Annotated in this window: 21 protein-coding genes; 13 read left to right on the forward strand and 8 right to left on the reverse strand. The window is 35.4% G+C overall.

What is annotated here, in order from left to right; translation table 11 throughout:
- Positions 1-182 precede the first annotated feature (182 nt).
- Both guaB and guaA read left to right on the forward strand, forming a co-directional pair.
- Positions 183-1,319: an IMP dehydrogenase gene (gene guaB, locus AC0GLY_RS06595; RefSeq protein WP_496611378.1), complete on the forward strand. Its 1,137-nt coding sequence runs from the start codon at positions 183-185 to the stop codon at positions 1,317-1,319.
- Positions 1,320-1,328: 9 nt separating this feature from the next.
- Positions 1,329-2,882, forward strand: coding sequence for a glutamine-hydrolyzing GMP synthase (guaA, locus tag AC0GLY_RS06600; protein ID WP_496611379.1), 1,554 nt, complete (start codon positions 1,329-1,331; stop codon positions 2,880-2,882).
- Between the two features lie 105 nt (positions 2,883-2,987).
- Here the strand turns inward: guaA and AC0GLY_RS06605 are convergent, their stop codons facing one another.
- From AC0GLY_RS06605 to AC0GLY_RS06620, 4 genes are all read right to left on the reverse strand, one after another.
- Entirely contained in the window at positions 2,988-3,878 is an 891-nt protein-coding gene (locus AC0GLY_RS06605) for a phosphate ABC transporter substrate-binding protein PstS family protein (RefSeq protein ID WP_496611380.1), read from the reverse strand.
- A 113-nt stretch (positions 3,879-3,991) separates the two neighbouring features.
- The gene (locus AC0GLY_RS06610; protein ID WP_496611381.1) at positions 3,992-4,708 is read right to left on the reverse strand and encodes a response regulator transcription factor; all 717 of its coding nucleotides are present in this window, start codon (positions 4,706-4,708) and stop codon (positions 3,992-3,994) included.
- Positions 4,696-5,622: a phosphatase PAP2 family protein gene (locus tag AC0GLY_RS06615; protein ID WP_496611382.1), complete on the reverse strand. Its 927-nt coding sequence runs from the start codon at positions 5,620-5,622 to the stop codon at positions 4,696-4,698. Before AC0GLY_RS06615 ends, AC0GLY_RS06610 begins: the two co-directional genes overlap by 13 nt.
- Positions 5,623-5,776: 154 nt before the next feature.
- Positions 5,777-6,973 carry an MFS transporter gene (locus AC0GLY_RS06620; RefSeq protein ID WP_496611383.1) on the reverse strand — a complete coding sequence of 399 codons (1,197 nt, stop codon included), beginning with the start codon at positions 6,971-6,973 and terminating at the stop codon, positions 5,777-5,779.
- Between the two features lie 117 nt (positions 6,974-7,090).
- Here AC0GLY_RS06620 and AC0GLY_RS06625 point away from each other — a divergent pair, with 117 nt between their 5' ends.
- The 5 genes from AC0GLY_RS06625 (at position 7,091) to AC0GLY_RS06645 (ending at position 12,712) form a co-directional block, all read left to right on the forward strand.
- Positions 7,091-7,960 carry a helix-turn-helix domain-containing protein gene (locus tag AC0GLY_RS06625; protein ID WP_496611384.1) on the forward strand — a complete coding sequence of 290 codons (870 nt, stop codon included), beginning with the start codon at positions 7,091-7,093 and terminating at the stop codon, positions 7,958-7,960.
- Between the two features lie 130 nt (positions 7,961-8,090).
- Positions 8,091-9,254, forward strand: coding sequence for an MFS transporter (locus tag AC0GLY_RS06630; RefSeq protein WP_496611385.1), 1,164 nt, complete (start codon positions 8,091-8,093; stop codon positions 9,252-9,254).
- A 346-nt stretch (positions 9,255-9,600) separates the two neighbouring features.
- Entirely contained in the window at positions 9,601-10,929 is a 1,329-nt protein-coding gene (locus tag AC0GLY_RS06635) for an aspartate aminotransferase family protein (RefSeq protein WP_496611386.1), read from the forward strand.
- 19 nt (positions 10,930-10,948) lie between these two features.
- Positions 10,949-12,424 (forward strand): APC family permease, encoded by a 1,476-nt coding sequence (locus AC0GLY_RS06640; RefSeq protein WP_496611387.1) that lies wholly within the window; start codon positions 10,949-10,951, stop codon positions 12,422-12,424.
- 90 nt (positions 12,425-12,514) lie between these two features.
- Positions 12,515-12,712, forward strand: a complete 198-nt coding sequence (locus AC0GLY_RS06645) for a hypothetical protein (RefSeq protein WP_496611388.1) — start codon at positions 12,515-12,517, stop codon at positions 12,710-12,712.
- Positions 12,713-12,797: 85 nt separating this feature from the next.
- Here AC0GLY_RS06645 and AC0GLY_RS06650 read toward each other — a convergent pair whose 3' ends face one another.
- Positions 12,798-13,568, reverse strand: coding sequence for a (S)-acetoin forming diacetyl reductase (locus tag AC0GLY_RS06650; protein ID WP_496611389.1), 771 nt, complete (start codon positions 13,566-13,568; stop codon positions 12,798-12,800).
- A 147-nt stretch (positions 13,569-13,715) separates the two neighbouring features.
- Between AC0GLY_RS06650 and AC0GLY_RS06655 the strand changes: the two genes are divergently transcribed.
- Positions 13,716-15,830 carry a cation:proton antiporter gene (locus AC0GLY_RS06655; protein WP_496611390.1) on the forward strand — a complete coding sequence of 705 codons (2,115 nt, stop codon included), beginning with the start codon at positions 13,716-13,718 and terminating at the stop codon, positions 15,828-15,830.
- Positions 15,831-15,868: 38 nt separating this feature from the next.
- Here the strand turns inward: AC0GLY_RS06655 and AC0GLY_RS06660 are convergent, their stop codons facing one another.
- Positions 15,869-16,303 carry a GNAT family N-acetyltransferase gene (locus AC0GLY_RS06660; protein ID WP_496611391.1) on the reverse strand — a complete coding sequence of 145 codons (435 nt, stop codon included), beginning with the start codon at positions 16,301-16,303 and terminating at the stop codon, positions 15,869-15,871.
- 132 nt (positions 16,304-16,435) lie between these two features.
- Here AC0GLY_RS06660 and AC0GLY_RS06665 point away from each other — a divergent pair, with 132 nt between their 5' ends.
- From AC0GLY_RS06665 to AC0GLY_RS06685, 5 genes are all read left to right on the forward strand, one after another.
- A complete protein-coding gene (locus AC0GLY_RS06665) occupies positions 16,436-17,203 on the forward strand; it encodes an ABC transporter ATP-binding protein (protein ID WP_496611392.1) in 768 nt (255 codons plus the stop codon).
- Complete coding sequence (locus AC0GLY_RS06670; RefSeq protein WP_496611393.1) at positions 17,193-18,767, forward strand: hypothetical protein; 1,575 nt, start codon at positions 17,193-17,195, stop codon at positions 18,765-18,767. The genes AC0GLY_RS06665 and AC0GLY_RS06670 overlap by 11 nt, the downstream gene beginning before the upstream one ends.
- A 72-nt stretch (positions 18,768-18,839) precedes the next feature.
- On the forward strand, positions 18,840-19,220 hold the full coding sequence (locus tag AC0GLY_RS06675) for a DUF488 domain-containing protein (RefSeq protein ID WP_496612270.1): 381 nt from the start codon (positions 18,840-18,842) through the stop codon (positions 19,218-19,220).
- Positions 19,221-19,231: 11 nt separating this feature from the next.
- Positions 19,232-20,164 carry an aldo/keto reductase gene (locus tag AC0GLY_RS06680; RefSeq protein WP_496611394.1) on the forward strand — a complete coding sequence of 311 codons (933 nt, stop codon included), beginning with the start codon at positions 19,232-19,234 and terminating at the stop codon, positions 20,162-20,164.
- Between the two features lie 105 nt (positions 20,165-20,269).
- Positions 20,270-20,782, forward strand: a complete 513-nt coding sequence (locus AC0GLY_RS06685) for a hypothetical protein (RefSeq protein WP_496611395.1) — start codon at positions 20,270-20,272, stop codon at positions 20,780-20,782.
- Positions 20,783-20,841: 59 nt separating this feature from the next.
- Here AC0GLY_RS06685 and AC0GLY_RS06690 read toward each other — a convergent pair whose 3' ends face one another.
- Together AC0GLY_RS06690 and AC0GLY_RS06695 are read right to left on the reverse strand one after the other, a co-directional pair.
- Entirely contained in the window at positions 20,842-21,546 is a 705-nt protein-coding gene (locus AC0GLY_RS06690; RefSeq protein WP_496611396.1) for a methionine ABC transporter permease, read from the reverse strand.
- Positions 21,546-22,601 carry a methionine ABC transporter ATP-binding protein gene (locus AC0GLY_RS06695; RefSeq protein WP_496611397.1) on the reverse strand — a complete coding sequence of 352 codons (1,056 nt, stop codon included), beginning with the start codon at positions 22,599-22,601 and terminating at the stop codon, positions 21,546-21,548. The genes AC0GLY_RS06690 and AC0GLY_RS06695 overlap by 1 nt, the downstream gene beginning before the upstream one ends.
- Between the last annotated feature and the right edge of the window lie 8 nt (positions 22,602-22,609).

Consider the following 22,609-nt stretch of genomic DNA (forward strand, 5'->3'; position numbering starts at 1 on the left):
TTAATTATCGCTTTTTTGGGTAAATGTCGGATAATTTCATTAATTTACAATTCAATAATTCGGTTACGTACATTTTTTAGTTGTTATTTTATTTTTGTTCGCATTTTCCTTTGCTTTTCCGCAAAATATCTGCTAATCTATTATATTAATTACTACAACTTAACAACAGGAGGATTTTCTTCATGGATAATTGGGAAAACAAGTTTGGCAAACATCAAGCATTAACTTATGATGATGTGTTATTGGTTCCAGCAGCAAGTGATGTGCTACCTAACCAAGTCAGCTTAAAAACAAAATTAGGCAATAATCTTCTCTTAAACATTCCCGTTCTTAGTGCGGCAATGGATACTGTCACAGAAACAGCAATGTCAATCGAAATGGCACAAAAAGGTGGTTTAGGTGTCATTCATAAAAACATGTCACCCGAAGATCAAGCCGCCGAAGTATCCGCTGTAAAAGCCGCTCCTGTCGAAGGTGACGAAGCTGCCGTTGACGCCCAAGGTCGTTACTTAGTCGCAGCCGCTGTGGGAATTAATGGTGAAACTTTTGATCGTGCTACCGCATTATTTAATGCCGGTGCTGATGCCATTGTGCTTGATACTGCCCACGGTCACTCTAAAGGTGTACTTGATAAAATTAAAGAAATCAGAAGTCAATTTCCTGATAAAACTTTAATTGCTGGTAACATTGCAACTGCTGCAGCTACCAAAGCCCTTTTTGATGCTGGTGCTGATGTTGTTAAAGTCGGAATTGGTCCTGGATCAATTTGTACTACTCGAGTTGTCGCTGGTGTCGGCGTTCCACAAATTACCGCTGCCTATGATTGTGCTAAAATTGCCGAAGAATATGGTAAACAAATCATCGTTGATGGTGGAATGCAATACTCTGGTGACATCGCTAAAGCCTTAGTGGCTGGTGGTGATGCTGTTATGCTTGGAAGCATGCTTGCCGGTACTACTGAAGCTCCTGGAAAAATTTTATCAGATAAAAGTGGTCACCAATACAAAGTTTACCGTGGAATGGGATCAATTCCTGCTATGGAAAATGGTTCTTCTGACCGTTACTTCCAAGGTAAAGTAAAAGCTGAAAAGAAATTAGTTCCTGAAGGTATCGAAGGCAAGACCGAATACAAGGGTGATGCTGGAGAAATTATTTACCAAATGATGGGTGGTCTTCGTGCTTCAATGGGTTACACCGGTTCACATACCATTGCCGACATGAAAAAAGCTCAATTTGTCAGAATTACTGGCGCTGGTTTGCGTGAATCGCATCCCCACGATGTTATCATTACTAAGGATGCCCCTAACTACAAAAAATAGGAGATAAGTATGGTAAAAACTAAACGTAACTACGATTCTGTCGTAGTCCTTGACTTCGGTAGCCAATATAACCAATTAATTACTCGTCGAGTTCGTGAAATGGGAGTTTACTCAGAACTTAAACCCCACACCATGACCGCCAAAGAAATCAAGGCAATGAATCCCCAAGCCATCATCTTTTCCGGTGGTCCTAATAGTGTTAATGGCGACGGTGCTTTAGCCGTTGATCCCGAGATTTTCAATTTAGGTCTTCCAATCTTAGGAATTTGTTACGGGATGCAATTAATGGCCAAAGACCTCAAAGGTGGCGAAATTGTCACTGCTGATAATAGTGAATATGGTCAAGCTCAAATTGAAGTGACTGACAAAGATTCCACATTCTTCAAAGACATGAACGACAAACAAACCGTTTTAATGAGTCACGGTGACTTTGTTACCAAAGTTCCCGATGGTTTTGAAATTACAGCCACTAGTGGTTCATGCCCTATCTCAGCCATGGCTGACCCAAAGCGTGGATTCTATGCTGTACAATTCCATCCGGAAGTTAATTTAACTGAAGAAGGTCGCGAAATGCTACGCCATTTCGTCTTTGATATTGCTGGTGCTGAAGCAAACTGGTCAATGGATGACTTCATTGATGATGCAATTGAGAACATCAAAGAAACCGTTGGTGACAAAAAAGTGCTCCTCGGTCTTTCTGGTGGAGTTGATTCATCAGTAGTAGCAGTCCTTTTGCACCGTGCCATTGGTGACCAACTCATTTCAGTATTTGTTGATCACGGTTTATTACGAAAAAACGAATCTGAACAAGTTCTCCATGCATTAGGTGATGACTTTGGTTTGAATATTGACTTTGTTGATGCTAGTAAACTATTTTTAGGTAAACTAAAAGGGGTTACTGATCCAGAAACCAAACGGAAAATCATTGGAAAAGAATTTATTGATACGTTCTCAACTGAAGCACGTAAATTTGACGATGTTGACTTCTTAGCTCAAGGAACTCTTTATACCGATGTAATTGAATCTGGAACTGATACTGCTCAAACCATCAAATCTCATCATAACGTTGGTGGTCTTCCCGAAGACTTGAAATTCAAGTTAATTGAACCTCTAAACAAATTATTCAAAGACGAAGTTCGTGAATTAGGTGAAAAGTTAGGTATGCCAAAAGAATTAGTTTGGCGTCAACCTTTCCCTGGTCCTGGTTTAGCCATTCGAATCATCGGCGAAGTTACCCCCGAACGATTACGGATGGTACGTGATTCTGATGCTATCTTGCGTGATGAATTTGCCAAAGCTGGTTTAAACAAAACCGTTTGGCAATACTTCACTGCCCTTCCTGGGATTAAAAGCGTTGGTGTCATGGGTGATGAACGAACTTATGATGAAGCCGTTAATATTCGTGCTGTTACTTCAGTTGATGGAATGACTGCTGAATTTGCCGAAGTTCCTTGGGAAGTTTTAGGCAAGGTTTCCAAACGAATCGTTGATGAAGTAGCGGGAGTTAACCGCGTACTTTATGATATTACCGGTAAGCCACCTGCAACAATTGAATACGAATAATACTAAAAAGAAGCTGAAATTTAAAAATTTCAACTTCTTTTTTTAATCTTCAATTCTTTTAAAGAATATTGTTACATGCATTGAATAACAATCTTACTTCAAATTTTAACTAATTGCTTTAACCTGATTATTCGCATCTTTCTCAAATTTCATATCATGAATACTAATGTATCCTAATTTTTCAATTAACTTGTGCTGAATTTCATTGGAAACCATGTAATCAAGATATTTTTTCGTAGCTCCTGTTGCTTTCCCATTTGTATACATATGTTCGTAAGACCAAATCTTCCAAGTATTATTTTTAACATTAGCAGCAATTGGCTTAACGTTATCAATTGAGATGGGCTGAACTTGCTTATTAATGTATGAAAATGCCAAATAACTAATCGCTCCTGGAGTCGTTGAAACTACCTTTTGCACCGTTCCATTTGAATCTTGTTCTTGAGCTTTGATTGCATCCGCTTTACCTAAAACTGCACTTTCAAAAGTCTTTCTAGTTCCACTTCCCTTAGTACGGTTAACAACCACAATTTTTTGATTTTTACCACCCAAGTCTTTCCAATTAGTAATTTTACCAGTAAAAACATCTTTCAATTGAGCCATCGTAAGATTTGTCACACCAACATTTTTGTTAATGACCGGTGCCATTCCAACTACAGCAACCTTATGATCAACCAACTCTTGATCCTTAACTCCAGGTTGTTGAGCAGCAAAAATATCTGAATTCCCAATTTGAACCGCCTTTGCCTGAACTTGGCTCAACCCGGTTCCAGATCCTCCCCCTTGAACATTAACAGAGGTACCTTGATGCTTAGCTTGAAATTGCGTCCCCGCTTTTTCTGCTAGCGGTTGTAATGCAGTCGAGCCAACTGCCGTAATTTTGCTTGAATCTCCAGTAGTTTGTCCTTTCCCTGATTGAGAACCACAACCAACTAATACTAAACTAAGTCCCCCTATAATCGTAATTACCGCAATCAACTTTTTCTTTAATTTCATTTTCCAAGCTCCTTTTGTAATAATATTTCGATTTACAATTTAATTATAAAAAATGAAAGTAAATTCTTAGTAAGTTTTATTTACTATTTAATAAAGTTTAGGTAAATAAAAGCCTAATCACTAGGATAAACTAGTTGATAACCAAACCCACGAACCGTCACAATTAATTTGGGATTAGCAGGATCAACTTCAATTTTGTCGCGCAAATGACTTATGTGCATTTCTAACATGCGTGATGTATTAGAAATATAAAAATCATTCCAAACTCCTTCAATTAATTGTTCCCGGCTAAGTACTTGATTTCGATGTTGTAAAAAATAAACTAATAATTTAAATTCTTTGGGGGTTAGACCAAGTGGATCAACTTTACCCGCCCTTTGAACCTGTTTTTGTTCAATATCAATCGTAATTTCACCCAATTGATACTTAGCTAATTTATGTTCTTGCTTTTCATGATGATTTACTAACTGATAAACCTTTTCTCGTTGTTGCAAACGAACATCAATTTCTTCAATCGGAACCGTTGAATCTAGATAATCATCAACATTATGATTAAAGGACTCAATCGCATCACTAACTTGATACGTTTCAGCAATTAATAATTGGGGAATCATGATGAAATTCCTTAGGGCTTTAATAGTCATCAGGGCTTGCTCAAGCTGAACCGTTTTCAAGTCCCAGATTATCCCATGAGGTTGAATTTCTTTGGCAGTCGAAATTACCTTACTTAACTGATATAAACTTTCTACGTGATAACCCGCTAAAGCAAACTCTGTCGACAGTTGTTGCGCCATCTGAAGTCGGTCCGTAACCAAAATTATTTTTTCCATTTTTCTAACTTATCAGAATCTGGTTGATAATCTACATAGTTTTTTAAAAGTTCCCCAAAAATATAAATAATAGTTACTGTAATAAAGAAAGAAACGGTAATATCTGATAAAAAGTGTGCTCCAATTACCAACCGACTCAACGAAATTAAAATCCCATAACAGACTCCGAAGACCCATAATACTTTTTTAACTTTCCCTTGAAAAAACCAAGAAAATAAAATTGCCAACGTAGATGCCATTACATGCCCTGAAGGAAACGATTTATGACCATTGGTCCCATTAATTTGGTACCAGTCAGTAAAATGTTGGAAATGAGAACCAATTTCATAAGGACGATAACGACCCCATAGTGACTTTAAAGTAAGATTTATTTCTAAAGCAAACCACACCGTTAAACTAGCAAAAACTGCAATTAACATTAATCGTTTAATTTGTTGTGCTGTTTGTTTATGTAAAATCCATTGAATCAAAAATGAAATGAAACCATATAAGAAAATCCAAACCAAAGTCATTTGTAAATTGCTGACAGTACTACTCGTATCATTGATTTTACTAGCTGTGCCGACTGGCAATCCTCGCTGTAAATTATGCATTGCTAGCATCCAGTACGATCCAACTTCGTTTACGTATTGTTTTAATTGCCACAATGATAATCCAAAACCCCCAACAAATAAAAAGATTTGAAATAGCACATTAGGTTGACGTAAAGCATAGGCCATTGCAATTTCACCACTCACAATCAATACAAAATAAATTGGAAATTCACCAAAGGTCTGACAAATTGTTGCCCAATAACTGTGATAGTTAATGGCGAATTGACTAACTTGCAAATCAAACATAGTAAAAAAAATCATTAAAAAGATAAATATCATTAAAGCAATCACAAAAAAATTTTGTTGTCGTGTTCTTGTCATCAGTTTCCCCTCCATCCTCTTCTGGTTACAATGTCAATTATAGAAAAGGAATGTAAATTTACTTTATTTTTCCTGTAAACATTTAGTAAATAAAAAGACCAATCTTCACGAAAGTGAAAATGGTCTTTAAGAAACTTACATATTATATTTAACTTCAATCATGCTTAAGTTTTTGTTTTTTAATTAACAAACTACTAATTAAACCAATTAACATAATAAAAAACATTACCAAAAATCCATAATTTGAGCCCAACTTATCATTCATTTTACCAATATAAGTAGAAGCAAAAATTTCAATAAATTGAGCCCCACCAGTCCAAATTGCTGTAGTTCTTCCCATGTAACTTTTTTCGACTTTATTCATTAGAATTGTATTAATCACAACTCGCAATGCAGAATTAGATAGTCCAATTAAAAACGTTGCAGCAAACGTTAAAAGATTGAATCTAAAAATAAATAATGACAACAAGGCAAAACAAGCAATTATGAAAAAATCGATTAATAAATTTTTCTTTGCCATTTTTTCTAATAATTTCGCTGTGATTAAACCAGCGACTAAGCCTCCAATTCCATAAAACATATCGGTAACACCGTAGCTAACACTACTAGCATGCAAAATATGACTAATATAGCCTGGCATTGAAACATTAAATAGCTGGGTTACCAATAATGGTAAGATTGATAAAATTCCAAGAAACAAAACTAATTGATGCTTAATTAAATATTTAAGGACTGATCCATGACTAAATTTATCTTTTTCAATCCCTTTCGTAAATTGATCAACTGGCGAATTAAGCATTAGTAAAATGGCTCCGATAAATAAAATAATATTGATGATTAAAATTACAATAAATCCCGTATATTTTAGTAAGAGACCAGATATGCCCCCTGCTAAAAACATGCCAACCTGTAAAGAAACCTCGATAAATGAGTTAGCACTTCCGAGTAACTTTTGCGGCACAATCGATTGAATATAACTTCTAGAAGCTGCCATATAAGCAACCCATCCGACTCCGGTAATTGCTGCTAAGGTATACATTGCCAGTAAGTTAAATTTAAACAAAACTAACCAACCTGCAATGATACCAAGTGGAACCGCTCGAATTAAAAAGGTCCCAATAATTACATTTCTGCGAGTAAATTTATCAGTTACATAACCCGCAAATGGCGAAATTAAAAATCCCGCTAATACATTAATTGCTAAAAAGGTTCCTACGATGCTATCTGAATTGGTTTGCTCCAAGACATACCAATTAGCCCCGACGGTTGTAAGTCCGACTCCAAAACCCGAGATTATATCTGATATAAAAAAATTTCTGAATTGTCTTTGATGTAATAGTGTAACTTTCATGATTTTCAGCACCCTGTTTAACATAGTTTACATGCGTATAAATTAAGGGGTATCATTATGTAAAGCTTTTCGTCATAATTCGTTTTATATGCTGACTTAAAGGAAGGGATGCTATTCATGACCGATGGAGAATTAATTAGAAAATTACGAAAAGAACGCGGAATCCCCCAATCACAACTAGCAGCTGGAATTTCAACACGAACAACCCTTTCCTCTTTTGAAAACAATCATTCCCGGATTTCAAGTGAACTATTATTTGCTTTCTTAAAAAGAATGAATATTTCCGTCCAAGAGTATACATTTTATTTAAATAACAGTACCAAAACGGAAAAAGAATATGCCCTTCAATATTTCAACGAAAACATCTATCAAGCCAAAGATTATGAAATTCAACAGCGAATCGTAAACTATCAAACGAAATACAAAGATTATCATGATTTCTTCTTTTGCTGTTTATCAATTGAGCTAAAACTCTTTTTAAATAAATCTCACGATCAAGCCGTTTTTGATGTCAGAGAAGATACCGAATTAATCAAAAATTATTTAAACGGAATTCAACAATGGGGTCATTTTGAAATTTCCCTTTTTTCAAATTGTCTCTACATTTTTAGTAGTGAATACATCCGGGGAACCTTTAATACTTTATTCAAAAAAACCAAACTTTTGAGTGAAATTGCTAGCTATAAGGATGATATTGCTATTTTTATTAATAATTGCATCATTCTCTCTTTTGAACGTCAAAAATTCCAAGACGTCCAATTCTATACCCGCTATTTAAATAAAATTTCGCAAAATTCACCCAGAAAAATTTATGATAAATTAATGTGCAACTATTACAATGAACTTTTAAAGGATTTGGTAATTGGAAAATCATCAGTTAACGGTACCATTATGGAATTTGAAAAATTAGGATTTGCGGAACATGCCCAACGGATTATGGAATTCAAAGAACAAATGCAAATCTTAGTAAATGGTCACATTAAGTAGTTAACAAGTCTTTTTTCATCTATTTTGAAGATTTTTAACGATTATTAATGGTATAATAAGTGTACTGTATTTAATGATTCCAGAGCCTAGGCGCTCTAGAATCTTTTTTTGTGTTTTTAAGGAGTTATTTATGAAAAGCTTTAAAATTCAAACTTTAATCCTAATCTCAATTGCTTTCATGTTAGGAATCAGTGAATTTATTATCGTGGGAATCTTAGGGGATATTGCCAATACTTTTCACGTTGGGATTTCGACGGCTGGATTATTAACTACCATTTTTGCGGGAGTTTATGCTGTTTCAACCCCAATTTTGTCATTAATGGTTGGAGAACGTCGGTTAGATAAAGTCATGGTGTTAATCATGTCAATTTTCATTTTTGGAAACATCTTATCAGCCGTTTCACCCAACTTTTTGGTCCTAACTATTTCTCGAATTATCACAGCGCTAGTCTCTGGAATCACGATTTCAATTGCAATTACCTTTGCCACCTACATTACTCCGCCTAATAAACGAGCATGGATTGTATCTTGGGTCTTTTCTGGTTTTAGTATTGCTTCTGTGTTTGGAGTTCCCACTGGAACATGGTTAAGTAATCAAGTCGGTTGGCATATTACCTTCTGGATTATTGCTGGCTTAAGCCTCTTAATTTTAATTGCCTTTATGATTGCTTTACCTCACAACTTACGTCAAAAGAAAGTGGAACACTTTACCGATCAATTTAAAATTATTAAAGATAAATTAATTCTTTTGGGAATTCTAGTCCCTATTTTAATGACCGGTGGTGGCTATGTAGTCTATACTTATGTAACGCCAATGCTAACTAATTCGTTTGGTTATAGTATTAACTTTGTTACGATTTTCTTAATCATTTATGGGATTGCTAACTTACTTGGTAATCAAGTAGCTGGTCGATTGGCTTCTCAAGATGGAATGAAACGAATCTTCAAGTTTTACATTCTTCAAGAATTCGTTTTATTGGGCATTTCAATCTTTTTTAACGTCTCAGCAATTGATTTAGTTTTAATTATCATCTTAGGTTTCACCCTTGCGATTGCAGGAGCAACGACTCAGTTATTTTATATGCGCATTGCAGAAGATAAATATCCTCAATCATTAGTCCTGGCTTCTTCCTTTAATCCAATTTTTACCAACGTTGGAATTGCCGTTGGTTCTGCCACTGGTGGAATCATCGTGAACTCAATTGGAATGCCTTTTTTAGGTTTTGGAGGAGCTATTTACACCGCACTCTTACTAATCGATCTTTGGATCATTAACCATCACTTTTCTAATTAAATTACAAAAGCCAATCATTTTAAATAATGGTTGGCTTTTTATTTACTAAAAACCGAAAAATAATCATTGACATTGAATTTCATTCGTTTTATACTTTAAAAAACTTAAATAAATCTTAAGCAAAGGAAGTTTACTAATATGTCAATAGTTACTTACATTATTATTTTGTTATTCATTTTAGTCATCTCAATTCTCCAAAATTGTGTGGATAATAAAATGTTAATTTGGCACATCTGAATTTTCACATATCCACACAGTTACTCATCACAACTGTGGGATTTGCTTTTGGTTAAAGTCCCTAGTTCATCGAACTGAGGACTTTTTTGTTACAAACAGGAGGTGCAAATTGTCTAACCAAGAAACTTTAAATCATGAACAACAGCATTATGCAAAAGCTGCTCGAATTAAGTATTTTGATATCGTTATCAAAGCTGGTAAGGGTGCCATTTTAACTGACGAAGATGATCATCATTACATTGATTTACTTTCAAGTGCCTCAGCCACTAATACTGGTCATTGTCATCCGCATGTTGTTGAAGCAATTCAACAACAAGCAGAGCGTTTAATCCAATATACTCCTGCTTATTTTGCTAACGAACCGGAAGCTAAACTAACCCCTAGATTAGCAGAGTTAGCTCCCATCGACGGACCTGTGAAAGTCGCTTACGGAAACTCTGGTTCTGACGCCAATGATGCCATTATCAAATTTGCTCGTGCTTATACTGGCCGTCAATACATCGTCAGCTTTACTGGGGCTTACCATGGATCGACTTATGGATCAATTTCTACTTCTGGCGTTAGTTTAAACATGACTCGTAAAATTGGTCCTTTATTACCTGGAGTAGTTAAAGTTCCCTTTCCAAGTCCTTGGTATCGTTTGCCAAACGAGAGTGATGATGACTTTTCGGATCGCATGTTTGCGGCTTTCAAGTTGCCATTTGAAACTTACTTGCCCGCTGATGAAACAGCATTAATTGAAATCGAAGCCATTCAAGGTGACGGTGGCTTTATCAAAGCTCCAGAACGTTATCTCAATCAAGTTTATCAATTTGCTAAAAAACATGGAATTTTATTTGCGGTTGATGAAGTTAATCAAGGCTTAGGGCGGAGTGGCAAAATGTGGTCGATTCAACATTTTCCTGATGTTCATCCAGATTTAATTGCCGTTGGTAAATCAATTGCATCAGGCCTCCCACTCAGTGCCGTTTTAGGACGAGCTGAAGTGATGGATGCCTTGAATGCTCCCGGAAATGTGTATACTACAGCTGGCAATCCCGTGACAACTGCTTCAGCCAATGCAACCTTGGATGTCATTCAAAATGAACACCTAGTTGAACGAAGTGCCAAATTAGGCAAGCAAGCGAAGGCTTTTTTTGGTAAAATGAAAGATAAATTTAATTTTATTGGAGATGTGCGCATTTACGGGTTAAATGGTGGAATTGACATTGTCGATCCAAACACGGGAAAAGCAGATGATGACGCCGCTACCCAATTAATCACACGAATCTTTGAATTAGGGGCTTTAATGATTACCGTACGTGGAAATATCTTACGTTTCCAACCACCACTAGTAATTAAAGAATCTGATTTAAATAAGGCTTTTAGCATCATCGAACAAGCAATGCAAGAATTAAATGATGGAAAGTTACCACCAGCTAAACCAATGGGCTGGTAAAAATTTTAAGGAGTATGACATGAAAAATATTTTCAAAAAAATGAATGAAAAAGTTGACTTTCATTTTTACGCATCAAAAGATAAACAACTGAAAAGAACGATGACGGTTAAAGATTTCTTAGCTTTAGGACTTGGAACCATTCTTTCTACTTCCATCTTTACTCTTCCAGGATTAGTTGCTGCTAAATTTACGGGTCCTGCCGTAGTTATTTCATTTTTACTAGCAGCCGTAGTAGCTGGCCTAGTAGCGATGAACTATGCTGAAATGGCTTCGGTACTCCCATTTGCTGGATCAGCTTATTCTTGGATTTCCGTATTATTTGGTAAATTTTGGGGTTGGATTGTTGGTTGGGCGCTTCTAGCTGAATATCTAATCGCAGTGGCGTTCGTTGCCGCCGGATTATCTGCTAACGTGCAAGGCTTAATTTCTCCATTAGGTTGGAAACTTCCCAATGCCTTGGCTAACCCACTAGGAACAAATGGTGGAGTAATCGATATCATAGCAGTAATCGTAGTCGCACTAGTTACTTTCATCTTGCTTCGTGGTGATACCGAAACTACTAAAATTGCCAACATCCTAGTTGTCTTAAAATTACTTGCTATCATAACTTTCGTAGTTGTTGGTGCAACTGCCATCAAAGCCCAAAACTACGTACCATTCTTCCCTAAACCACATGCACTTCCTGATGGAACTCAATTCGTGGGCGGTTGGTCTGGAATCTATGCTGGAATTTCAACCATCTTCCTTTCTTACATTGGTTTTGATTCAATTGCTGCTAATTCTGCTGAAGCCAAAGATCCACAAAAAACAATGCCACGCGGAATTATTGGCTCTCTTTTAATCGGAACTGTTTTCTTCGTTGCTGTATCATTAGTAATGGTAGGAATGTTTAAATATTCTGATTACTTTGGTAACGCCGAACCAGTAGGTTGGGCCCTTAGACAACAAGGCCACGTGGTAATTGCATCAGTTGTGCAAGCTGTGGCGGTCGCTGGTATGCTAGTTGCTTTAATTGGAATGATGATGGCTGGATCACGTTTAATTTACTCATTTGGTCGTGATAGAATGCTTCCAAAATCAATGGGTAAACTTAATCAAAAGAAAATCCCACAAAATGCCCTTTGGATTATTACTGCCGTTGGTGTTGTAATGGGAGCAATCTTCCCATTTACTTTCTTAGCTCAATTGATTTCTGCTGGTACTCTAATCGCCTTCATGGCGGTTTCTCTTGCCATGTATCCATTGAGAAAAAGAGAAGGTAAGAGTCTTCCTAAAGCTGCTTACAAACAACCATTCTTCCCAGTTCTACCAATTTTTGGTTTTCTAGGTTCATTAACCATCTTCATGGGGCTTGATATTGAAGCTAAACTTTACTCAATTGTTTGGTTCGTAATCGGTGTAATCATCTACTTTGCTTACGGAATGAAACATGCTGATTCTGCACTTGATGAATCAGATGTCAATACTGATGAAGAAATCAACGAAAATTTATAAAAATTTTATCTAAAGGAGCGGTTTTCTTACCGCTCTTTTTTATTTCATATTATAATAAAGGTAATTACTATTTAGATGGGGTGAATAAAAATGAAAGAAATGATTGCAGCAACTTTAGTATTAATGATGTTATTCTGTCTAATTGTAGAAGCAGTCGTATATGTTTTTGTGAAAAATCCATCTGAAAAACAAAAAAATACCTATAATTTTTTTGATAAAATTTACTGTTTTTGTTTATTTTTAATTTGTGCCTTAGTGGTCGCTATTTCTGTATTGCGAGGATCATAGATAAATTTATACCTGGGTAAATTAAAAAGATTCCTACTACTGTGCAGTAGTGGGAATCTTTTTCTATTCACTTTTATTAATATGACTAGTTAAAAACCATTCCACCATCAATTAATAATGATTGTCCAGTCATATAATCTGAATCTGGACCAGCTAGATAAGAAACACATCCAGCAACATCCTCTGGCTTTGAGAGACGTTTTAAGGCAATATCTTTTGCGAATTGTTCCATTCCCCATTCAAAGGGTTTTCCAGCATTATCTGCTACTTGTTGCGCAATATCATTCATCATTGGTGTAATTACAATTCCAGGACAATAAGCGTTAACAGTAATCCCAAAATCGGCTAACTCACGCGCTGTTGTTTCAGTAATTCCACGAATAGCAAACTTAGTGGAACCATAAACAGTTAAGTTAGGATTTCCAGTCATACCTGCTTGCGAAGAAGCATTAATAATTTTACCACCATGACCTAATTCCTTAAATTTTTTTGTAGCAGCTTGAATTCCCCAAATTGTACCACCAACATTAATTTTTTCCGTATCTTCTAAAATTTCTGGGGTAACTTCTTCAATTGGAGTTGTTGGTGCTATCCCAGCATTATTAATCATGACATTAAAATCACCAAAGTGTTTTGCAGCTTTATCCACTGCTGCAAATACTGCATCACGATCAGCTACATTAGCAGCAATGGCAATAGCATCCCCATAATCAGTTTGAATTTCCTTAGCAACTTTTTCAATTTTAGTTTCTGTTCTACCAACTAATGCAATGGCAAAACCATCTTTATGTAATCGTTTAGCAATTGCCTCACCAATTCCTTGTCCAGCACCTGTAACTAATGCAACTTTTTTCATAACTAACACTCCTATTATTTTTGATATTTTGATTGTAGCACTCCCTTTTAAATTATTCGCTAATAAGGTTCAGGATTATAGTTTTAATTTATATCCCCCCTTTTTGTTGGTATAATTAAGATAAACACTACTTTTGGAGGTTTATTTATGGAGATATTAGAAGCAGTCTTAATCCTGCTTAGTTTGGTTTTAATTTCCAATGTGGCCAGTCATTACTTTACGGCCATTCCAGTCAGTCTACTGCAAGTCGCATTTGGAGTTATCGTTGCTGTCCTTTTCAACTTTAAAATTGATTTAGATACAACCTGGTTCATGCTATTATTTGTAGCTCCGTTATTATTTAACGATGGTCGTGAATTTCCTAAAAAAGAACTCTGGAAATTGCGCGGACCTATTTTTGAAAATGCAATTTTACTAGTCTTTTTAACCACAATCTTAGGAGGTTTTTTCGTAAGTTGGTTAGTCCCTACTATGCCTTTAGGAGTTAGTTTTGCGTTAGTTGCCATTCTTTCCCCCACTGACCCTGTTGCAGTACAATCAATTTCGAAACGAGTTAATTTACCAAAGAACATTCTACATTTGGTTAGTGGTGAAAGTTTAATTAACGATGCCAGTGGTTTAATTGCCTTTAAATATGCTATCGCTGCTGTAGTAACTGGATACTTTTCCATTTCAAAAGCAGCAGGTGACTTCGTTTATATGTCACTTATGGGGCTAATTGCTGGAATGGCATTAATGGCTGGATTAATTTGGCTTAGAAACTGGCTTCACAGTATCAATTTTAATGACGCAATTTTTAGTGTAGTTCTCCAAATTCTAACTCCATTTGTAATTTACGTAATCGCTGAAGATTATCTTCATGCTTCAGGTGTAATTGCTGTAGTGACAGCTGGAATTTTAGAACATCTTTCTGAAAAAAAGGTGCGTGGTCAAACTCCAGAAATTACTTTATTAACTAATCGAACTTGGGATATCATCATTTACTGTTTAAATGGAGTAGTTTTCTTAATCTTAGGAATTGAATTGCCAGTTGCCGTGCATGCAGTCATAAAGAGTAAAACCTATGGTACTTTTGAATCTTTAGGATATGCCTTGGCCATTTGGTTTATGATTTTAGTGATTCGAGTAGTTTGGATTATTGGTTATCAATCGTTTGCTTATTATGTAACAAAAAAGGAAAAGAAAAAGCCAAAGTTTTCCGTTGCACTTTTAGCTGGTTTATCAGGAGTCCGTGGTGCCATTACAATGGCCGGAGTTCTCTCCGTACCTGCCTTAATCGACGGTGGCAAAGCTTTTCCTGACCGTTCCTTAATGTTATTTATTGCGGCATCAGTCATCGTTATTAGTTTATTAGCTGCCTCTATCACCTTACCTCTTATTGCTCCAGGACAAGGAGCTTTGGAAACTCGAGCGTCGGTAATTGACGAAGGAGAAAATGACGACAATGACGATAATGCTCCTGAGTATGTAACTTATGATGTGGCACGTTTGTATATGATGAATTCTGCCATTGCTAATTTAGAAAATAACAAAACAGAAGATACCCAACGTGCTGTATTTGATATCATTATGGATTATGAAGTCAACATTCGAAAAATTCAACATCGTCTACATAACCGAACTGAAACAACGCAAACAATGAACGAAATGTTAGCCTTGCGTCGGGTAGCATTAAATGGAATTCGTGATGCCGTAAATAGTCTTTACGAAAATGGCATGATCAATAAAGATGCTTACTGGATTAAAAGTCGGCAATTAAATCAACAAGAATATCTTTTATCTCAAGCAGCTGGTGACCGTCAAACCCATCGTACGATGCCACATTTAAGTATTTTCAGTCGTTTGGTGCGAGCATTTAAAGTTTGGCAATGGAATGAATCCGAAAGTGAAGCAACCAAGTCTGACTTACGTTTAATTCAAAAAGTTGGCTCTCAAAGTGCTATTAATGCTGTCAAAAAATTCTTAAACAGTAAAGATATTGACGAAAAGGACTTTTCTGCCCAAACCGTCCATTTCTTAATTGTTCATTATGAAAGACAAATTCAAGAAGCCCAATCATTTGGTGATTCTGCGGCTGAAGAAAAAGAATATGAACGTCAAGTTATTACCCTTCGGATGCAAGCTCTCGAAGCAGAACGAAAAGCGATTGAAGTATTAATTGAAAATAATCATATAGGACCAGGAATGGGTCTAAAATTAAGACAAAACGTTAACTATGAAGAAACAATCATGCTTACTGATTATAAGCACGAAAATGAATAAATAATAAAAACTAGCATCAGTTTTTAGATGCTAGTTTTTTAGATAGCGTCATGACTCATTTTAATGTGTTTAATGCCTGCTTCTAAAAAGGGCTTCCCGATTACTCTAAAGCCACCTTTTTCATAATAACCAATCGCATAGTATTGCGCTTCAATTTCAATTGGAAGACCAGGAAAGTGAAGTTTAATTTGTCGCATAATTTCTTGTAATAATTCACGTCCCTTTCCTGTTCCGCGAACTTGACTGGTTGTCAAAACTCGACCGAAAGTAACGTGCTGTTGCTCGCTAAAAATTCGAGCATAGGCAGTTATCTGATTATCATTTGTTTCAAATAAATGAAGTGCTAATTTGTCGTTTTCATCTGGATCAGATTCTGTAATTTTTTGCTCTTCAACAAATACATCGGACCGTGCACGATAAATTTCATAGAGTTCGTTTAAACTTAAGTCTTTAAATTCCTTGGTTTTCCACATTACTATTACTCCCAATTCATAACATCTTTTTATAAATTATACCAGATTAAAAGGGTTCTATCGTTTCACAGTGAGATTTGATAAAATCAAATTAATTCATTTATCCCCCCATAATAATTAGGAGAACTATTTATGATTAAGATTGAACATTTACACAAAGAATATGGCGATAAAATTGCTTTATTAGATTTAAACCTTGAAATTCCCAATGGAAAAATCTTTGGCTTTCTTGGTCACAACGGAGCAGGCAAATCAACGACGCTGAAGAGTTTAACCAGCATCATTGAACCAACATCCGGTAAAATTTACTTTGATGAATTAGATTTAGCCCAACATCGAACTGAAATTAAGCAAAGAATCGGGTATGTCCCCGATTCTCCCGATATCTTTTTACAATTAACGGCCCAAGAATATTGGAATCTAATTGCTTCTATTTACGACATTAAAATTACTGAAGTGCAAAAACGCCTTGATGAGCTAGTAAACTTGTTTGCTTTATCCGACAATCTTGATACACCAATACAGGATATGTCACACGGAATGCGCGAAAAAACCATTATTATTGGAACTTTACTGGTTAACCCAGATGTTTGGATTTTAGATGAACCAATTCAAGGATTAGATCCCCAAGCAGCTTTCGATTTGAAGCAAGTCATGAAAGCCCATGCGGAACAAGGCAAAACGGTCATTTTTTCGACTCATGTGCTTGATACTGCTCAACAATTATGTGATGAAATTGCCATTTTAAAAAAAGGTGAAATGATTTTTAATGGTTCGGTTGCATCACTTTTAGCTGCGCATCCCAATGAATCGCTGGAAACAATCTATCTTAATTTAATTGGTCGCAAAAATAATCAACCAGAAATTGAACAGCTTGAAGGTGGCTCACATGCTGAATAAAAAATTAACCGAGCTCATTAAAGTTAATTTGCTCTACTCCAACCCTAGTAGCACCCAGCGCCAACGAAAAAAAGGTAAAACTATCAATCAAATTGTTAGATCAGCGATTTTATGGGCTGTTTTAACGGGCTTCCTTTTGATGGGACTCTTTAGTTTTTCATTGCTCTCGATTAATTTATCCCACGCTCCGGGAATTTTCACTCATTTCCTAGCCTTATTTAGTCTCTTATTAATGTCCCAATTAATCTCAACTATTAACAACGTTTTTTTGGACAATCAAGACTTGCAAAATTATTTATCCTTACCAGTAAAAATTAGTACTTTATGGACGGCCAAATTAATTACGATTGTCATTACTATGATTCCTTTTGCCATTCCAGTGCTGGCGGTATTTGTCATGACAGCTTATGAAAGCAATTATAACGTGGTTTTTGCCATTATCGTCTCCTTGATTTCACTTACTTTTTACCTTGGCAGCATTTTTATTTTAACTTCCCTTTTGACTTTTTTAATTACCCAAAATCGGATTTTCCAAACTCACAAGCAAATTGGAAACAGCCTGATTCTAGGGGTTTCCACAATTGCGATTGTGGTTGGATGTGTGCTTTTAAGTATCACCCAAAATGAACCGCATGCTACCGATCAAACGGTCCTTAAGCCATTAGAACCAGTTTTTCAATTAATTACGCAACCTTTTAATGTGACATCGCTAATCACATTGTTAGTCTTAATTGGTATTACTACTGGGGGTACCTTCATTTTAAATAAATTAAGCAATAGCGATCTTTTGCAAATTAAAAGTTCATGTACCAAAAAGCGAAAGACTTCAACGCACCCAGTGGCCCAAAAATCACTTAAAAAAACACTCATTCGTTACAATTTACAGCTGCTGCGTCAACCCTCTTTTATGACTCAGGTTCTCATGAACACAATTATGATGCCTTTTATCTTTTTCTTTGGGTTTAGTTATGGCAGTAAAGATCTTACTAACCACATGGGTTTAGAATATGCCGGCGTGTTCTTTTTAATTGGGGTCATGTTCTCATGCATGACATTTAATGCTTACGCCCTCGTGGGGAATATTATTTCTCTGGATGGGGAAAACTTGGAAATGATGCGTAGTTTCCCCATTAAATTTACTCACTACTTAAAAATTAAATTTTGGTTAGCAACCGGATTTCAAATTAGTCTAATGCTCATCCTAAGCCTCGCCATTGCACTATTTATTCGCTTAAAAATTGGACTAATTTTACCACTATTATTCGGAATTATTTTGAGTCAAATCGCGGGTTGTCTCTACTATTTTGCCCGGGATTGGCGGCTTTTATCCTTAAACTGGACTGATCCGAACCAATTACTTAGTCGCGGATTAGGTAATTGGGGCGTCTTTATGATGACCTTTGGCTCCATGCTTTTTGGTGGTCTAATAGTTGGGTTAATCGGATTTTTAACTGCCTACTTCCCACTTTTTGCTAATTTATTGGTATTAATTATGATTGTCATCAGTAGCTTTTTCATTTATCGGCATTATCAAAAAACTTTTTGGCAAGTAGTCCCTGAATAATTGATATAAACTATTCTTTAGTAAGTAATAAATGATTGTTGTATACTTAGATTAGATAAGGTGGTGGGTAAAATCGAACTTAAACTTGAAAGAATTTATACTAAACCGACTGATTTAAACGGTTATCGAATTCTAGTCGACCGACTTTGGCCTCGTGGAATTTCCAAAATTAGAGCTGCGTTAGATACGTGGGACAAAAAGATTGCTCCTTCAACAGAATTACGGAAGTGGTTCAATCATATTCCTGAACGTTTTCCTGAATTCAAAACTAAATATCTAGCTGAATTATCCAAAAATCCTGCAACCAAAGAATTGGTGGACTTAGTAACTGAAAAGCTCAAAACAGAAAATGTAATTATTTTGTATGGTGCTAAAGATCAAAAACATAATCAAGCAATCATCATTTATCAATATTTATTACAACAACCAGCAATTAAAGCTGAAATTAAATAGGAGAACTAATTATGCAAGAAGTTAAAATTGGAAAATCAAATGTAATTACTGGACCATTAGGTTTAGGTACAAATGCTGTAGGAGGTCATAATCTTTTTCCTAATCTTAAGAATTCAACCGGGATTGAAATTGTTAAAACAGCTTTAGATTCTGGAATTACACTTTTAGATACAGCCTTTGCCTATGGAATGGGTGAATCAGAAAAATTGATTGGTGAAGCAATTAAGGGTTACGACCGTTCAAAAATTCAAATTGCCACTAAGGGATGTCAAAAAGTGGAAGCTGATGGAAACATCATTATTGATGATTCACCTGATTATCTTCGAGAATGTGTTGAATCCAGTTTAAAACGCCTTCAAACTGATTATTTAGATATTTTTTACATTCACTTTCCTGATGGGAAGACTCCTTTAAATGAATCTGTTGCTGCTCTTAATGAGTTGAAACAAGAAGGTAAAATTAGAGCCATTGGAGTTTCCAATCTATCAATGGAACAACTTAAACAAGCTAATCTTGATAATTTAGTCGATGTTGATGAAGAAAAATACAATTTACTTGACCGTGATGCTGAACAAGAACGCTTTGGTTATCTTAAAGAACATAACATTTCTTTTGTTCCTTTCTTCCCACTTGCTTCGGGATTACTTACTGGAAAGTATACTAAGGCAACTACTTTTCCAGCTGATGATATTCGTCACGATGATCCTGACTTCCAAGGTGCAACTTTTGAAAAAATCATTGACGGGATTGACGATATTCGTCCCATTGCGGAAAAATACAATGCTACAGTTGCTCAAATTGTGCTTGCTTGGTACATCAAAAATCCTAATATTTCAGTCGTAATTCCAGGTGCTAAAAAACCTGAACAAGTTAAAAGTAACGTTCAAGCCTTAAAGATTAATTTAACTGATGCTGACTATCAATTAATTGACGAAAAGTTATAATCAAAAAACTCCGATTTTTGTCGGAGTTTTTTTCTTCATTTTTGATTTAACCTTGAACCAACTGGTATAATAATTTTTACTAATAAGAATTGGAGAATTTAATTTATGTTTGAAATTCAAAGCTACCTTCAAAAATGGCGCAAATTTTTAAGTAAATTAGCAAAATATAAATATTTCTTTTTCATTCCCATGATTGCCATTATATTTTTAACAGCTTCTGTAGTGGTTTACCAAGGGGGTGGCCGAAACTTTATGATGCTAATTTTTAGTATCTTAATTGGTTTATTATCATCAATTTGGATTATGTTTACTTTTATTTATCATGATGTTAAAAAAATCATGAAAGTGATTAACTTAAATGATTTATCAGCTTTTGGTAATATGCCTCAATTTGGTAATGCAGGCAAAATGACTGGTAGCCTTAAGCGAGTTGCAAAGGCTAATTTAATTTTTGGATTGTTAATCCTAATTTTAATTATTTTCGCTATCATTAGTTTGATAAATAGCAATTTATTTGGTATTCTAATTTTTATTTTTGGAACTTTAGGTGGAATTTTACTTACCTTTTCAATTTTAGCTAAAGTTGCTGAAAAAGTTACGGATAAACTTCCTTTTTAATTTTATAAGCAAAAGACTTTCCAAAATCAATTTTTGGAAAGTCTTTTTATTTGTTAATTTTATGCTTGAGATCCATGATCGACCAACTTAGCCCAAATATCTCCTACAACTTGAATGATAAGGACCAAAATAACCACTAAAATAGTTGCCACTAAGGTCGTATCATTAGCAAAACGGTTATAGCCATATGAAATAGCCATGTTACCTAAACCACCGGCTCCAATTGCTCCGGCCATTGCAGTCAATCCAACTAAACTAATTAAAGTAACGGTTGAAACTCTAATTAATTCTGGAAAGGCTTCACTAAGATAAACACCTGAGATAATATCCCAATTAGTTGACCCTAACGATTCAGCGGATTCAATCGTTCCTTTGTTAACGCTCTGTAAAGCTACTTGAACTTGACGAGCATAGAAAGGAAATACTCCCACTGATAATGGAACTAAAGCAGCAGTAGTTCCAATTTGTGTTCCCACAATCTTTTGAGTTACTGGTGCAATGAAAGCTAATAAGATAATAAATGGAACCGCACGGAACAATGAAACTAACTTATCAACAATATTAAAGACTACTTTGTTAGGCATAATTCCATCATTATCAAATAACACTAAGGCAACTCCAAAAATCAATCCGGCAATTCCACCAAAAATTGCTGACCAAAAAGTCATATATAAGGTTTGTACGATTGAAGTCCACCAACCGGTTTCACCGTACCAGCCTTGTTGCACAACGTTGGGGAAATTCGTAATAAACCATTCTTTCATTATGCTTCACCTCTCAATTCACTAACTTCGACATCTAAACTTTGCAAATATTCAATTGCTTGTTTTCGTTTAGCATCTTCACCATTTAAATCGACAATCATAATTCCAACAGCTTCATTTCTGAATTTTTCAATATCAGCATACACAATACTGGCAGCAATCTGGAATTTTGAATAAAGGTCAATGATAATTGGTTTAGAAATGGCTTGTGAGAAGTAAATTAATTTTACAAGATGACGATTTTTAGTATCGATGTTAAGTGATTTTAAGATTGAAAAGGCATCAAAATCTCCTCCAACAATTTTACGTGTTACTGGGTTTGTGGATTTAACAAAAACATCAATTAAAGTACCAAGATCAACCACTTTACCTGAATCCATGATTGCTACTTGATCACAAATCCGCTTAATTGCATCCATTTCATGAGTAATTAAAACAACGGTTAAACCACGCTTTTGGTTTAATTCTTGAAGTAAATCTAAAATTTGATTAGTATTTTCAGGATCAAGTGCTGAGGTTGCTTCATCAGAAATCAAAATTTTGGGATCATTAGCTAATGCTCTAGCAATGGCAACTCGTTGTTGTTGTCCCCCTGATAGTTGAGCGGGATAATGTTTTGCATAATCTGCTAAACCAACATCTTTTAATAAACTGCTTGCTTTCTCAGCAATTTCCTTTTCTTTTAAACCAGCATGCTTTAAAGCAAATTCTACATTTTGTTGGACCGTTTTTTGTGATAATAAGTTATAATGTTGAAAAATCATTCCGATTTTCCGTCGTTCTGTTCTTAGTTGTTTATCATCAATGATTTCAACCTTACCGTCTATATTTTTATAAAAGGTTTCTCCAAAGACCTTAACTTCACCACTAGTTGGCTTTTGTAATAAGTTTATAGTTCGAACAAGCGTTGACTTTCCAGCTCCAGAGTATCCTGCAATTCCAAAAATTTGACCTTCTGGAATTCCAAAAGTAACATCAGAAACCGCTTTAATTTGCTTTTTATCTTGGGTAAAATCGACCGATACGTTTTTAAATTCCACAATATTATCTGTCATTATTTTCT

The organism is Fructilactobacillus sp. YLN 2507 (genome assembly GCF_059614085.1).